12 protein-coding genes are annotated in these 14,670 nt (G+C 73.0%); 9 read left to right on the top strand and 3 right to left on the bottom strand.

Features of this window, described 5'->3' with window-relative positions; translation table 11 throughout:
• Window positions 1-108 precede the first annotated feature (108 nt).
• On the top strand, window positions 109-1,659 hold the full coding sequence (locus tag P3T27_RS05990) for a ricin-type beta-trefoil lectin domain protein (protein WP_280675014.1): 1,551 nt from the start codon (window positions 109-111) through the stop codon (window positions 1,657-1,659).
• 181 nt (window positions 1,660-1,840) lie between these two features.
• Here P3T27_RS05990 and P3T27_RS05985 read toward each other — a convergent pair whose 3' ends face one another.
• Window positions 1,841-2,470 carry a hypothetical protein gene (locus P3T27_RS05985; protein ID WP_280675012.1) on the bottom strand — a complete coding sequence of 210 codons (630 nt, stop codon included), beginning with the start codon at window positions 2,468-2,470 and terminating at the stop codon, window positions 1,841-1,843.
• Between the two features lie 367 nt (window positions 2,471-2,837).
• Here P3T27_RS05985 and purN point away from each other — a divergent pair, with 367 nt between their 5' ends.
• Both purN and purH read left to right on the top strand, forming a co-directional pair.
• Window positions 2,838-3,503 carry a phosphoribosylglycinamide formyltransferase gene (purN, locus tag P3T27_RS05980; RefSeq protein WP_280675010.1) on the top strand — a complete coding sequence of 222 codons (666 nt, stop codon included), beginning with the start codon at window positions 2,838-2,840 and terminating at the stop codon, window positions 3,501-3,503.
• A gap of 69 nt (window positions 3,504-3,572) precedes the next feature.
• Window positions 3,573-5,150: a bifunctional phosphoribosylaminoimidazolecarboxamide formyltransferase/IMP cyclohydrolase gene (gene purH, locus P3T27_RS05975; RefSeq protein WP_280675008.1), complete on the top strand. Its 1,578-nt coding sequence runs from the start codon at window positions 3,573-3,575 to the stop codon at window positions 5,148-5,150.
• 131 nt (window positions 5,151-5,281) lie between these two features.
• Here purH and P3T27_RS05970 read toward each other — a convergent pair whose 3' ends face one another.
• The gene (locus P3T27_RS05970; RefSeq protein ID WP_280675006.1) at window positions 5,282-5,905 is read right to left on the bottom strand and encodes a hypothetical protein; all 624 of its coding nucleotides are present in this window, start codon (window positions 5,903-5,905) and stop codon (window positions 5,282-5,284) included.
• 484 nt (window positions 5,906-6,389) lie between these two features.
• On the opposite strand from P3T27_RS05970, the gene P3T27_RS05965 reads away from it, so the two are divergent.
• The 6 genes from P3T27_RS05965 (at window position 6,390) to P3T27_RS05940 (ending at window position 11,957) form a co-directional block, all read left to right on the top strand.
• Entirely contained in the window at window positions 6,390-7,244 is an 855-nt protein-coding gene (locus P3T27_RS05965; protein WP_280675004.1) for a bifunctional methylenetetrahydrofolate dehydrogenase/methenyltetrahydrofolate cyclohydrolase, read from the top strand.
• 35 nt (window positions 7,245-7,279) lie between these two features.
• Window positions 7,280-7,705: a DUF3017 domain-containing protein gene (locus P3T27_RS05960; protein WP_280675002.1), complete on the top strand. Its 426-nt coding sequence runs from the start codon at window positions 7,280-7,282 to the stop codon at window positions 7,703-7,705.
• Window positions 7,706-7,909: 204 nt separating this feature from the next.
• On the top strand, window positions 7,910-8,902 hold the full coding sequence (locus P3T27_RS05955; RefSeq protein WP_280675000.1) for a malate dehydrogenase: 993 nt from the start codon (window positions 7,910-7,912) through the stop codon (window positions 8,900-8,902).
• Between the two features lie 107 nt (window positions 8,903-9,009).
• The gene (locus tag P3T27_RS05950; RefSeq protein WP_280674998.1) at window positions 9,010-10,335 is read left to right on the top strand and encodes a hemolysin family protein; all 1,326 of its coding nucleotides are present in this window, start codon (window positions 9,010-9,012) and stop codon (window positions 10,333-10,335) included.
• A 75-nt stretch (window positions 10,336-10,410) separates the two neighbouring features.
• The gene (gene trpS / locus P3T27_RS05945) at window positions 10,411-11,406 is read left to right on the top strand and encodes a tryptophan--tRNA ligase (protein ID WP_280675756.1); all 996 of its coding nucleotides are present in this window, start codon (window positions 10,411-10,413) and stop codon (window positions 11,404-11,406) included.
• Window positions 11,403-11,957 (top strand): 2'-5' RNA ligase family protein, encoded by a 555-nt coding sequence (locus P3T27_RS05940; protein ID WP_280674996.1) that lies wholly within the window; start codon window positions 11,403-11,405, stop codon window positions 11,955-11,957. Before trpS ends, P3T27_RS05940 begins: the two co-directional genes overlap by 4 nt.
• A gap of 1 nt (window position 11,958) precedes the next feature.
• Here P3T27_RS05940 and P3T27_RS05935 read toward each other — a convergent pair whose 3' ends face one another.
• Complete coding sequence (locus tag P3T27_RS05935; protein ID WP_280674994.1) at window positions 11,959-14,469, bottom strand: CDP-glycerol glycerophosphotransferase family protein; 2,511 nt, start codon at window positions 14,467-14,469, stop codon at window positions 11,959-11,961.
• Window positions 14,470-14,670: the final 201 nt, after the last annotated feature.

The following is a 14,670-nucleotide window of genomic DNA, read 5'->3' as shown; positions in this document are numbered from 1 at the left end:
CACCCTGGTCCGGCCCCGGACGCTGAACCTCGCGCGTACCTCCGACCGTGTCCGGGGTGGCGCCGCGTCCGCGGTCAGCCGTCCTTCTGCGCGACGGAGTTCGATGTCATGAGCAGGAACACCACCCACGCGAGGCACGGAGGCCCGGGAGTGCGCGCGGCTCTCGCGCGGCGCCGGGTCCCGATCGCGGCCACCGCGATCGCGGTGCTGGCCGGGTCTGTCCTTGCGCTCTCCGCCCGCGCCGCCGGCCCGACGGACTCCGGCCCGTCGGACGCCGCCGCCCCGGCATCCGCCCTCAAGGTCCAACAGTGGGTGTACCCGGGCCCCGTGGGTTCCGCGGTGTGCAGCGCGCCCTCGGAGTACGCCGACGGCAGGCTCGCCAAGGGCGTGCTGAAGCCGGAGTACTACACCATCGACGCCACCGGCGGCGCCGCCCTGTTGTCGGCCTCCGACCCGGACTACGCCTGCAACGGTTACAGCGCCGAGAACGTGGCCGATGTGAAGGCCCACTCGGCGCAGCAGTACATGACGGTCTCGCTGGCGAACCTGGAATCCGAGCGCAAGCTCACCGGTGACCCCGCGAGGACCGCCGCGGCCGTGAAGACGCTCGCCGAGTTCGCCCAGCGAATCGGCTTCACCGGCGTCGACGTCGACTTCGAGAACTACTGGGCGTGGAGCGACCAGGACGCGTCGAACTACAACGCCTTCCTGCGGGCGCTGGCCGAGGGGCTGCACGCGCGCGGCCTCAAGCTCCAGGTGGAGGGCCCGCCGGACACCACCACCAGGTTCAACTACGGGCAGGTGCTGGCGCTCGGCGCCGACCAGGTGGTCATGATGGCCTACGACCAGGAGTACCAGTCCCCGGCCGGTGCCACCTGCCTGCCGTACGCGTCGTTCGACTGGATGCGCGACCTCCTGTCCGGTGCGCTGGCGCAGATCCCGGCGGACCAGCGCTCGCGGTTCGTCGCGGGCCTGCCCTCCGAGGCGTACACGGCGAGCGACCAGTGCCGCAGCATCGCGGGCAACCAGACGGTCGCCGACATGAAGAAGGCCCCGGGCTACTCCGAGGATCCCGCGGTCGTCGCGAAGCGCCGCGACGCGGCGTCGGGTGAGATCAGGTGGAGCTCGGGCGGCCGCTTCTACGACTACGTCGACCAGGTGGCGCTGGACGCCAAGCTGAAGGTCGCGACGGATCTGGGCATCTCCGACGTGTCGGTGTGGGCGCTGGGCGGCGGCAACGCCTGGTTCTCCCCGGGCGCCCTGGGCGGCGGTGGCGCGGTCCACGGCCTGGTGTCGAAGGCGAGCGGTCGGTGCGCGAACGCCCCGGCCGCGGGCAACGTGACGCGCCTGGAGGTCCGGGACTGCGACGGTTCCGCCGGTGAGGCCGTGACGGTGGAGGCGGACGGCACGCTGCGCGTGTACGGCAAGTGCGTGGACGCCTCGGGCCGCAAGACCACGGCCGGTACCCCGGTCATCCTCTACGCCTGCAACGGCGGAACCAACCAGCAGTGGTCCCACGAGCCCGACGGTTCCTTCGTCGGCGGCCAGTCGGGCCTCTGCCTGGACGTGATCGGCGGCGCCGTGCCCGCCCCCGGCGGGACCCAGCTGGAGCTGTGGCCGTGCACGGGCCGGACGAACCAGATCTGGACCCTCGTCTGACACCGAGGCCCGACCCGGGCTTCCCCTCGACGGCCCACCGCTACCGGGCGGTGGGCCGTCGGCGCGCCTGCCTCGCCTCGCTGGTCCGGCTCCGCCGTGTCGACCACCTCGGCAGGACCGCTCACGACCTCGCGGACCGGGCGCGACATCAGCCGGCCGGTCCGCGGATGCACGGGGCGCCCTACTCGGCGTTCCCGGTGAAGTCGACGTACCACTTGGGCGCGAACCGGTCGCAGTTGTCGGCGCCGACGGAGGTCAGCGAGTCCCGGACGCAGGTGACGTAGTCGTTGTAGTACAGCCCCAGGCCGATCACCGCGGCCGTGACCACGACGGTCATCGCGCCGGTGAGGATGCCGGCGAGCGCGGCCGGGGTGAGCGGGTTCGGGGCGGCGGGCTGCGGGGCGGCGCCGGCGGCCGCGGCCGAGGGCTTGGGCGTCCGCAGCGCGCTGACGCCCCACAGGATGCCGAGCGCGCCGACGAACAGGGCGACCCAGTGGAAGCCGGCGAACAGGCAGACCAGCGCGAGCGGCCCGGCCAGGGCGGCGTTGCGGGCCCGGCGCTGGGCGGGGTCGGTGGGGTCGAGCTTGGGCGGCTGCGGGGCCGGGGGGCGGGGCCGGCCGCCGTCCTCGGGCCGGGTGGGGCCCCAGGGGTGCGGCGGGGGGAGCTGCGGGCGTTCGCCGGCGCTCTGGCCGCCGGTGCCGTCCGGGTGCTCACCGGGCCAGGGGTTGCGCGGCTGCCACGGCTGGTCCGGGGCATCCGCCGGCGGCGGCGCGAAGGGGTTGCGCTCGCCGGTGTCGTCACCGCTGCTCATGGTTCAGCCATTCCTTCTCGGTCGGAGGGGCGGTCTCCCGCGCCCCCTATGATCCCGCAGGCGTTCGCCGGGCCTTAGGCGGCCTGCCCGCTGTCCGGATCCCGTGCGGGCCCGCACCCCGGCAACTCCGCCGCGGGGGGCCGGAGGAGATCCCCGTCTCAACTACGCGCGTAGCGCCGCCGGGAGCGTGCGGAGGCCGTCCGACCAGCCGTTATCGTGGTGACGGTCAGCAGCTCTCATAGGTTCCCGGGGCCCGCGTCGCGGCGGGTTTTCCCGGTGTTCCCCCTTGCTCGACCTGCCGTTCGTAGTGGCCCCACCGCCGGTGGACGTACCAGCGGGCGGCGCCCGACCTACGGAGAATCGCGCAGTGGCCGCCGCCCCCGCTCAGCTCTTCCCGCCCCGTACGCCCGGACCGGCCCGCCTGGTGGTGCTGGTCTCCGGTTCCGGCACCAACCTGCAGGCGCTGATCGACGCCGCCGCCGATCCGGCGTACGGCGCCGAGATCGTCGCCGTGGGTGCGGACCGTGACGCCATCGCGGGCCTGGAGCGGGCCGAGAAGGCGGGCCTGCCGACCTTCGTCACCCGGGTCAAGGACTTCGCCGACCGGGCCGACTGGGACCGCGCGCTGACCGCCTCCGTCGCCGCCCACGAGCCGGACTTGGTGGTCACGGCGGGCTTCATGAAGATCCTCGGCCCCGTGTTCGTCGCGGCCTTCGCCGGACGGACCGTCAACACCCACCCCGCGCTGCTCCCGTCCTTCCCCGGCGCCCACGGCGTCGCCGACGCGCTCGCGTACGGGGTGAGGGTCACCGGCTGCACCGTCCACCTGGTCGACGCCGGGGTGGACACCGGGCCGATCATCGCGCAGGGCGTCGTCGAGGTCGTCGACGCCGACCACGCCGATGGCGGCGAAGCGCTGCACGAGCGCATCAAGACTGTCGAGCGCAAGCTGCTCGTCGACGTCGTGGGCCGGCTGGCCCGCGAGGGCCACCGCATCGAGGACCGAAAGGTATGGATTCCGGCACATGAGTGAGCGGAGCGAGCGAATCATCGAGAATGGTGCCTGGCGCGCAGCGCCCACCGAGCGCAGCGAGGTGGGAGCATGAGTGCCAGCTCCACCACGCCCCCCGTTTCGGAGAACGTCCGTCCGATCCGTCGCGCGCTGATCAGCGTGTACGACAAGACCGGTCTGGAGGAGCTGGCCCAGGGCCTGCACGCCGCCGGGGTCGCCATCGTCTCCACCGGCTCCACCGCCGGCCGGATCGCCGCCGCGGGTGTCCCGGTGACCGAGGTCTCCGAGCTGACCGGCTTCCCGGAGTGCCTGGACGGGCGCGTGAAGACGCTGCACCCCCGCGTGCACGCCGGCGTGCTCGCCGACCTGCGGCTGGAGTCGCACCGCGCGCAGCTGGCCGAGCTGGGCGTCGAGCCCTTCGACCTGGTCGTGGTGAACCTCTACCCGTTCAAGGCCACCGTCGCCTCGGGCGCCACCCCGGACGAGTGCGTCGAGCAGATCGACATCGGCGGCCCGAGCATGGTCCGCGCCGCCGCCAAGAACCACCCGTCGGTGGCCGTGGTGGTCGACCCGGCCCGTTACGGCGACGTGCTGCAGGCCGTCCAGGGCGGCGGCTTCGACCTGGCTACCCGCAAGCGCCTGGCCGGTGCGGCGTTCGCGCACACCGCCGCGTACGACGTCGCGGTCGCCTCCTGGTTCGAGGCCGGCTACGCGCCGAGCGACGAGCGCTTCCCGGAGTTCCTGGGCGCCACCTGGGAGCGGCAGAACGTGCTGCGCTACGGCGAGAACCCGCACCAGGGCGCCGCGCTGTACAGCGACGGCACCGGCGGCCTGGCCGGCGCGAAGCAGCTGCACGGCAAGGAGATGTCGTACAACAACTACGTCGACACCGACGCCGCCCGCCGCGCCGCGTACGACCACGCCGAGCCGGCCGTCGCGATCATCAAGCACGCCAACCCGTGCGGCATCGCGACCGGCACGGACGTCGCCGAGGCGCACCGCAAGGCGCACGAGTGCGACCCGGTCTCGGCGTACGGCGGTGTGATCGCGGTCAACCGCCCGGTCACCGTCGAGCTGGCCGAGCAGATCGCGCCGATCTTCACCGAGGTCGTCGTCGCCCCGGCGTACGAGGACGGTGCCGTCGAGGTGCTGGCCCGCAAGAAGAACCTCCGGGTGCTGGTCGCCCCCGGGGCCCCGGCCAACCGCCAGGAGGTCCGCCCGGTCTCCGGCGGTGTGTTGCTGCAGGACGCCGACCGGGTGCACGCCGAGGGCGACGACCCGGCGAACTGGACGCTGGCCACCGGTGCGGCGTTGTCCGGGGCGGAGCTGGCCGAGCTGGCCTTCGCCTGGCGGGCCTGCCGGGCCGTCAAGTCCAACGCGATCCTGCTGGCCAAGGGCGGCGCCTCGGTGGGCGTCGGCATGGGCCAGGTCAACCGGGTCGACTCCTGCAAGCTCGCGGTCGAGCGGGCCGGGGAGCGGGCCAAGGGCGCGTACGCGGCCTCGGACGCGTTCTTCCCGTTCGCGGACGGCCCGGCGATCCTGATCGCGGCCGGCGTCCGGGCGATCGTGCAGCCGGGCGGTTCGATCCGGGACGAGGAGGTCGTCGCGGCGGCCGCCGAGGCCGGGGTGACCATGTACTTCACCGGTGCCCGGCACTTCTTCCACTGATCGCGGCCACCGATCGCCCGGCGCCGCGGTGACCGGGTGACGGCAGGACGGAACGGCCCGGCTCCCCTCGTGAGGGGAGCCGGGCCGTTCCGTGCGAGCGCTCGGGCCGGACCGGTCAGTAGCGCGGCCGGTCAGTAGCGCGGCCGGGCGAACCAGGCGACGCCGTCCTTGACGCTCATCCCGACGATCATGGTGATCGAGACCGCGAGCCACATCAGCGTGAAGACGATGCCGATCGGGTTGGCGTTGTTGGCGAACGAGCCGGCCAGGCCCAGCAGGCCGAGCAGCGCGCCGAACGAGCCGTACACCAGGGCGGTGATGCGGACCGCGGGCCCGCCCTTGCCGAACTTCACGCCCAGCGTGATGGAGAACGCCGCGAACAGCACGCACAGGATGCCGACCACCACCAGCACACCGGCCGCCGCGTTGCCGAACCCGTTGAACGGGTCGCTGCCGTCGATCTCCTGGGCCCGGTTGGTGACCTCCTTGGCCGCCGCGGCGGCTATCAGGTAGACGCCCGCACCGATGATCTGCACGGCGCCGATGATGAACAGCAGCACCCGGGTGGTGACCACCAGGCCCGGCATGGACTGCGGGACGGCCGGCGCGAAGCCGTAGCCCGGCGTGGCACCGTAGCCCGGGGCGGCCTGCGGGTAGCCGTACCCGGCGGCCGGCGGGGCCTGCTGGGGGTAGCCGTAGCCCGGCGCCTGCGGCGGCTGGCCGTAGGGGTTGTTCGGGTCGGGCGGGTAACTCATCGATGCCTCCGGGCAGTTACGGGGACGTGGGGACGGGACGGAGGGCCCGGTTCCGGTTGGCGAGTCGGGTCGCCGACTGGACGGGACGCTAACGGAGAGGGGTGACAGCCCGGATCGGCACCGGGCACGGTCGGCTCAGACGCGTGGTGAGCGCGAAGAGAGCGGTGCGAGCGGAGTCGTCGACGGGCACGCCATGCGCGGGACGGCGCCGCGCCGGTCGGGCTGCTCGGTCTGAAGTGGTCGGCTCACGTGCTCTTTCCCCCGGGTACGCCCCACCGGGTGTCCGTCGGCCCGTCACCGGGCCGGGTCGCGGCAGGGAATGCCCGCATATCGTCAACCGGACGGCGGGGCCGTGTCCAGCCGGTTCCACGCGCCGGACCGAGACTGTGGCGCAACCGCAACGTGGTCCGGACCTTCCGTACCCGTCCCATGGGGAAGACGGGCCCTGGTACGGCACCTCGCCGCGATCCGGGAGAATGGGGTCATGACTGCCCAGATTCTCGATGGCAAGGCCACCGCCGCCGCGATCAAGTCCGAACTCGCCGCCCGTGTGGCGGTCCTCAAGGCGAAGGGCGTCACGCCCGGCCTCGGCACCGTCCTGGTCGGCGACGACCCGGGCAGCCGCTGGTACGTCAACGGGAAGCACAAGGACTGCGCCGAGGTCGGCATCGCCTCGATCCAGCGCGAGCTGCCCGCCACCGCCAGCCAGGAGGACGTCGAGAACGTCGTCCGCGAGCTCAACGCCGACCCGTCCTGCACCGGCTACATCGTCCAGCTGCCGCTGCCCAAGGGCCTGGACCAGAACCCGGTCCTGGAGCTGATGGACCCGGACAAGGACGCGGACGGCCTGCACCCGACCTCGCTCGGCCGGCTCGCCCTGGGCATCGAGGGGCCGCTGCCCTGCACCCCGCTGGGCATCGTCGAACTGCTGCGCCGGCACGGCGTCGAGATCAACGGCGCCGAGGTGGTCGTGATCGGCCGCGGCGTGACCGTCGGCCGCTCGATCGGGCTGCTGCTGACCCGCCGCTCCGAGAACGCCACCGTGACCCTGTGCCACACCGGCACCCGGGACCTCGCCTACCACCTGCGCAAGGCCGACATCATCGTGGCCGCCGCGGGCGTGCCGCACCTGGTCAAGCCGGAGGACGTCAAGCCGGGCGCGGCGGTGCTGGACGTGGGCGTCAGCCGCAGCGAGGGCAAGATCGTCGGCGACGTCCACCCGGGCGTGGCCGAGGTGGCAGGCTGGATCTCCCCGAACCCCGGCGGCGTGGGCCCGATGACCCGCGCGATGCTGCTCAACAACATCGTCGAGGCGGCCGAGCGCCGCGCCGGCCTCTGACCCCGCGACCGACACCACCACGAGGGACGGCGAGCATGACGGAACCGCGACCGGCACGGACCCGGCGCAGGCCGGTCAAGACCACCGGAACCCTGCCGCCCGAGGGCTCGTCCGCGGCCCTCGGACGCGACCACGCCCTGCCGGTCCGGCAGTGGCCGATAACGCTGGTCCTGTCGGTGGTCGGGGCCGGCCTCGCGGTCACCTGGTTCGCCGACTTCAAGGACGGTTTCAAGTACGGGCTGCTGATCCTCGGCTGCGGCGTGCTGCTCGGCGCCGTCCTGCGGCTGGTGCTGCCCGAGGTCGGGATGCTGGCGGTGCGCAGCCGCTTCACCGACGTGATCGTGCTGATCTTCCTGGGCGCGTCGATCGTGCTGCTGACCCTGGTCGCGCAGCCGAACCCGTGGCTGGAGATCCCGCTGCTCGACAACATCGGCCAGCTGATCGGCCGGCCCAAGCACTGACGCCGGGACACCCCCGACGGCCCCCGACCTGGAAGCCCCGGGCGGGGGCCGCCGTCCGTTGTGACGCATCAGCCAGGCCCGAGCCCCCGGCGTAGGCTCCCTTTGCGATAACCTGACGCCGGTCTCTCGATGTCGAGAGATCATCCTCGGCTCCAGTGCGCCGGTGTGCCTGGGGCACCTGGCGATCTGCTGGAGAAGGTAGAAATGACCCGCACCCCCGTCAACGTCACCATCACCGGAGCGGCCGGCCAGATCGGCTACGCGCTGCTCTTCCGCATCGCCTCGGGCCACCTGCTCGGTGCAGACGTGCCGGTGAACCTGCGCCTCCTGGAGATCCCGCAGGGCCTCAAGGCCGCCGAGGGCACCGCCATGGAGCTCGTCGACTGCGCCTTCCCGCTGCTGCGCGACATCACCATCAGCGACAACCCGAACGAGGCCTTCGACGGCGCCAACGTCGCGCTGCTGGTCGGCGCCCGTCCGCGCACCGCGGGCATGGAGCGCGGCGACCTGCTGCAGGCCAACGGCGGCATCTTCGGCCCGCAGGGCAAGGCCATCAACGACCACGCCGCGGACGACATCAAGGTCCTGGTGGTCGGCAACCCGGCCAACACCAACGCCCTGATCGCCCAGCGCAACGCCCCGGACGTCCCGGCCGAGCGCTTCACCGCGATGACCCGCCTGGACCACAACCGCGCGGTCGGCCAGCTCTCCAACAAGACCGGCGCGCTCGTCTCCGACATCAAGCGCGTCACCATCTGGGGCAACCACTCCGCCACCCAGTACCCGGACGTCTTCCAGGCCGAGATCGCCGGCAAGCCGGCCTTCGAGGCCGTCGGCAGCGACCTGGCCTGGCTGGAGAACGACTTCATCCCGACCGTGGCCAAGCGCGGCGCGGCCATCATCGAGGCCCGTGGCGCCTCCTCGGCCGCCTCGGCCGCCAACGCCGCCATCGACCACGTCCACACCTGGGTCAACGGCACCGCCGAGGGCGACTGGACCTCCATGGGCGTCGTCTCGGACGGCTCCTACGGCGTTCCGGCGGGCCTGATCTCCTCGTTCCCCGTCACCACCAAGGACGGCAAGTTCGAGATCGTCCAGGGCCTGGAGATCTCCGACTTCTCGCGCGCCCGCATCGACGCCTCGGTCAAGGAGCTGACCGAGGAGCGCGACGCGGTCCAGGAGCTGGGCCTCATCTGAGCCCGGCCGCAGCGGCTTTCCGACGGCCCGCCGCCTCCCTTCCCGGAGGCGGCGGGCCGTCGCCGTGTCCGTGTCCGGGCCGGTCCGGCGGCCTACACTGGCCCGCTGTGAACGAAACCCTCGGGGACGCCGCGCTCGTCCTCGTCTTCATCCTGCTGGGCGGGCTGTTCAACGTCGCCGAGATCTCGCTGATCTCGCTGCGCGAGGGCCAGATCCGGACGCTGGAGTCGCTCGGCACCCGGCGCTCGGCCCGGGCCGCGCACCTGGCCGCCGACCCCAACCGCTTCCTGGCCGCCGTCCAGGTCGGCGTGACCTGCATGGGCTTCCTGTCCGCCGCCTTCGGTGCGGACACCCTGGCCGGCAAGGTCGCCCCGCTGTTCGTCCGGGCCGGGCTCACCGAGGGCGTCGCCGACGCGGTCGCCCTGGTCGGCCTCACCCTGGTGATCAGCTACGTCTCGCTGGTGCTCGGCGAACTCACCCCCAAGCGGATCGGCCTGCAGCGGGCCGAGTCCATCGCGGTGATCGCGGCGCCGGTGGTGGACGTGATGTCGGTGGCGCTGCGCCCGGTGATCTGGCTGCTCGGCCACTCCACCAACCTGATGGTCCGCCTGCTGGGCGGCGACCCGGCCGCCGGCCGCGGTTCGATGAGCTCCGAGGAACTGCGTGGCCTGGTCGCCGCCAACACCGAACTCGGCAGCGACGAACGGGCGTTGATCGCGGACGTGTTCTCCGCCGGGGAGCGGCAGCTGCGCGAGGTGATGGTCCCGCGCACCGAGGTGACCTTCCTGGACGCCGAGCGCCCGCTGGCCGCCGTCCGGCACCAGGCGGACACCTCGCCGCACTCGCGCTACCCGGTGGTCGAGGGCAGCGCCGACGCCGTGGTCGGCTTCGTCCACGTCCGCGACCTGTACGGCGCGCGCGGCGAGCAGGCGGTCAAGGTCCGCGACCTGGCCCGCCCGGTCAAGCTGCTGCCCGGCACCAAACGGGTGCTGGAGGCGATGGGCGAGATGCGCCGTGAGGGACATCACCTCGCCATCGTGGTGGACGAGTACGGCGGCACCGCCGGGATCGTCACCCTGGAGGACCTGGTCGAGGAGGTGATCGGCGAGATCCGGGACGAGTACGACCGGCCGGAGACCGCCACCACCCGCCGGCTGGCCGGCGGCGGCATGGAGCTGGACGGCCTGCTCAACCTCGGCGACTTCACCGAGGAGACCGGCGTCACCCTGTCCGAGGGCCCGTACGAGACGGTGGCCGGCTGCCTGGTCGCCTCGCTCGGCCGGCTGCCCCGGGACGGCGACCAGGTGCGCGTCCCGGTCGAGGGCGGGGGCGGCGTGCTGCTGACGGTGGCCAAGCTGGAGGGCCGCCGGATCGCCCGGGTGAGGGTGAGTGCGGTCACACTGGCGGAGCCTCCAGGGGCGGACGTTTCCTGAGCGACCGGTGGAACTGGAACAATGGCCCGCATGGTCAACGCAGCGGTCACTGGTCCGGTCAAGGACCGTCCCCGGGTGCTCTCCGGGATCCAGCCCACCTCCGGCTCGTTCCACCTCGGCAACTACCTGGGCGCGGTGCGCCAGTGGGTCGATCTGCAGAAGGAGAACGACGCCTTCTACATGGTCGTCGACCTGCACGCGATCACCGTCGAGCAGGACCCGGCGACGCTGCGCCAGAACACCCGGATCTCCGCCGCCCAGCTGCTCGGCGCCGGCCTGGACCCGGAGCACTGCACCCTGTTCGTCCAGTCGCACGTGCCCGAGCACGCGCAGCTCGCCTGGGTGATGAACTGCCTCACCGGCTTCGGCGAGGCCTCCCGGATGACCCAGTTCAAGGACAAGTCGGCCAAGCAGGGTGCCGCCGGCACCTCGGTCGGCCTGTTCACCTACCCGATCCTCCAGGTCGCCGACATCCTGCTCTACCAGGCGGACGCCGTCCCGGTCGGCGAGGACCAGCGCCAGCACGTGGAGCTCACCCGCGACCTCGCGGAGCGCTTCAACACCCGCTTCCAGCCGACCTTCGTGGTGCCGAAGCCGTACATCCTCAAGGAGACGGCGAAGATCATGGACCTGCAGGACCCGGGCGCCAAGATGAGCAAGTCGGCCTCCTCGACCAAGGGCCTGGTGAGCCTGCTGGACGACCCGAAGGTGAGCGCCAAGAAGTTCAAGAGCGCCATCACCGACACCGGCACCGTCGTCTCCTACGACGAGGACGGCAAGCCCGGCGTCTCCAACCTGCTGCGCATCCACTCCGCGCTCAGCGGCCAGTCCATCGACCAGCTGGTCGCGCACTTCGAGGGCCGGATGTACGGTGCCCTGAAGACCGAGCTGGCCGAGCTGTTCGCCGAGTGGGTCACCCCGTTCCAGGAGCGCACCCGGGTCTACCTGGACGACCCGGCCGAGCTGGACCGGGTGCTGGCGATCGGCGGCGAGAAGGCCCGCGAGGTCTCCGCGCAGACCCTGGAGACGGTGTACGACCGGATCGGCTTCCTTCCGGCCGCCAAGCGGTGACTCCGCTGACAGGCCTGCCCGATGGTGACGACCTCCCCGAGGTCGTCACCATCGGCGTGTCCGTGAGCGTTCCGGACCCGTACGGTGCGGAGATCCAGGACGCCCGGGCCGGGCACGGGGATCCGCTGGCGCGGTCGATACCGACGCACGTCACCCTGCTGCCGCCGACCGAGGTGCCGGCCGCGGCGCTGCCGAAGATCGAGGAGCACCTGGCGGCGGTGGCGGCCGCGCACCGGCCGTTCCGGATGCTGCTGCGCGGCGCCGGCACCTTCCGTCCGGTCTCCCCGGTGGTGTTCGTCCGGGTCGAGGAGGGCGCGCAGGAGTGCCGCCTGCTGGAGGCGGACGTCCGCTCCGGCCCGCTGGCCCGCGAGTTGGCCTTCCCGTACCACCCGCACGTGACGGTCGCGCACGGCCTGCCGGACGACGCGCTGGACCAGGCGTACGCGCAGGCGCGCGGCTTCCGGGCGGCCTTCGCGGTGCCGGGCTTCGGCCTCTCCCGCTTCGACGCGGACGAGGTCTGGCGGCCCTGGCGGAGTTACCCGTTCTCCTGAACTACCGTACTGGCCTTCCGAGTTCGAGCATCCGGTCGACCACCCGGCGGGCCGCGCCGCCGTCGTCCAGGACGCAGTGCTCGGCCCGGAAACGGCGGTGGCGCTCGGCGTACCCGGGCGGCAGGTCCGCGCCGGTGTCGGCGAGTTCGCGCAGCGCGCCGAGCAGTTCGGCCGAGGTGGGGACGAGCGGGCCGGGGGCCTGCGGCTCGAAGTCGAAGTAGAAGCCGCGCAGGGTGTCGCGGTAGTGCTCCAGGTCGTAGGTGAAGAAGAGCACCGGGCGGCCGGTGATCGCGAAGTCGAACATGATCGACGAGTAGTCGGTCACCAGGACGTCCGCGACCAGCAGCAGTTCCTGCGGGTCGGGGTAGTCCCCACAGTCGTACAGGAAGCCGTCCCCGGCGCCCGGCAGCGGCTCGCGGACGTGCGCGTGCGGGCGGACCAGCAGCACGTGGTCCTCGCCGAGCAGGCGCCGGGCGTGGTCGAGGTCCAGCCGCAGGTCGAGCCGGAAGCCGCCGCCGTCGCCGCGCTGCTGGTCCTCCCGCCAGGTCGGCGCGTACAGCACGATCCGCTTGCCGTCCGGGACGCCGAGCCGGCGGCGGACGGCCGCGGCGGTGTCCGCGTCGGGGCGGGCGAGCACGTCGTTGCGCGGGTAGCCGGCCTCCAGGATCTCGCCGTCGTAGCGGAACGCGCGGCGCAGGATCGGGGTGGCGAACGGGCTGGGGGAGAGCAGCAGGCTCCACTGCGGGGTCTCCCGGGCGAGCGCCTCCAGGTAGCCGTGGTCGGCCAGCCAGGGGTTGTCGACGTCGTGGGCGATCCGCTTCAGCAGGGAGCCGTGCCAGGTCTGCAGCACCACCTGGCCGGGGCGGCGCTCCAGGAAGTCCGGGAAGTGCGTGTTGCCGACCAGGTACCGGCAGGTGGCCAGCGCGCGGTACCACTCCGGGCTCCAGATCCGGACGGCCCGGACCCCGGGCGGCAGCTCGGCCTGGGCGTCGTCGACCACCCAGAGGTGCTCCAACGGCGCGCCGCGGCGGGCGAGTTCGGTGTGCACCGCGCGCGGCGAGTCGGCGTAGCCGCGGCCGCCGAACACGTCGTACAGCACGGCCTCGCGCAGCGGTTCGCGGCGGGCGGCGGGGTAGTGGACTGAGCGCTGGCGGCTCTGCGTCCAGGCGCTGCGCTCGGTGGGGGTGAGTACCGGCGTGGAGTCCACCAGCAGGGTGTCGTGCCAGCGGCGCTGGAGCAGGATCCGCTTGCCGCCGACCGAGGTGGCGGCGGGCAGGGCGGGCAGCGCGGCGGATGCGGCGAGCAGCGGGCGGCGCGGGCCGGGCCGCCCGGCGGGCGCCAGCACCGCCTCCCAGATGCCCTTGCGCAGCGGCAGGGCGACGCCGTCCGAGCCGGTACGGGTGGCGGGCAGGCGGGCCCGGAACCGGCCGTCCGGGCCGGCCTCGACCGGTGTGCGGACCTCGCTCGCGGTGTCGGTGTGCCGCAGCACCAGCTCCAGTCGGTCCGCGGACCGGTCCGGGCAGTGGCCGGTGAGCTCGAAGCCGTCGGCCCGGACGGCGATCCGCTCGACCAGGCCGGCCGCCGGCTGGACGCAGAGCTGGAGCCGGCCGTCGGCGAGGTGCTTGAGGTAGAGCGTGCGGTCCGGGGTGTCGGGCAGCGGGTGCTGGCCGGCCACCGGGCCGCCGCGCTCGTCCGGGCAGAGCTGTTCGGCGCTGCCGTCGGGGCGCAGTAACTCGGCGTCCCAGTGCTCCAGTTCACCGCCGCCGCGCCCGTCGGCGGTGAACGGCCGGTACGGCAGGTGGACGGCGAAGGTGTTGCCGGTGCGGGCGACCGGCCGCTCGATCACGGCGTCGCTCTGGCGGTGGCGCAGCCGCAGCACGGTGCCGGCCGGGCAGGAGTCCGCGGCGCCGCGCAGGTCGAGGCCGTCGGCGGCGGGGGTGGCGTGGGTGAGCCGGATGCCGGGGCGTTCGAGGAGCAGCCGCAGCCGTCCGTCGGCGAAGTGCGGCTGGAGGCGGACGTCGTGGTCCACCCAGCGGGCCGGCGGGTACTCGCCGGAGCCGCACCAGTGCGGGGCGAGGGTGCCGTACCGGCGGCGCAGCCGGGTGGGGCGCGGGCGGGTGAACAGGGTGGTCTCGAGCTGCCAGTCGCCGAGCTGCCAGTCGGTGCCGTGGCGCAGCCGGCCGGGTTCGATCAGGGCGGTGAAGCCGGACCAGTCGTGGTTGAACTCGGGCTGGGCGCTGTCGTCGGTGACCTCGGGCAGCCGGCGGGGCTTGGACCGCAGGTGGACGGGCGGCCGGGACCCGTCGGGGTGGCGCAGGGTCAGCCAGGTCCAGGCGGAGCCGGGGCGGCCGGTGTCGAGGTCGTGCGGGCGGGCGAAACCGGTGAGCTCCAGGCCGCCGCGGGTCCAGCGGGCGCGCAGCAGGCCGAAGTCGACGTCCTCGTCGGGGGTGGGCTGGTCGGTGCTCACACGGGGGGCGGCGTGCGGAAGGACGAACCGTGTGAGCACAGGCATGGGAAGGCCCTTCGGGACGGGGGCGGTCCATGGCGGTGGACCGGGGCCGCCGGGCCGATTCCGATGGGGACCGGGGCCGAATTGATATCCCATACCGGGACGCCATCCGGGGTCAACTGTACGGACCGGAGAATTTCCCGTGAAATTCGTCAACGAAACACAAGTTCGAGTGCAATGCGGGCGTAAAGGGCGGGGATGTTC

It is taken from the genome of Kitasatospora sp. MAA19 (assembly GCF_029894125.1).
In the GTDB taxonomy this organism is placed as follows: Bacteria; Actinomycetota; Actinomycetes; order Streptomycetales; family Streptomycetaceae; genus Kitasatospora.
Note: the sequence above shows the minus strand (reverse complement) of the source record. Positions and strands in the feature narration are given on the sequence as shown.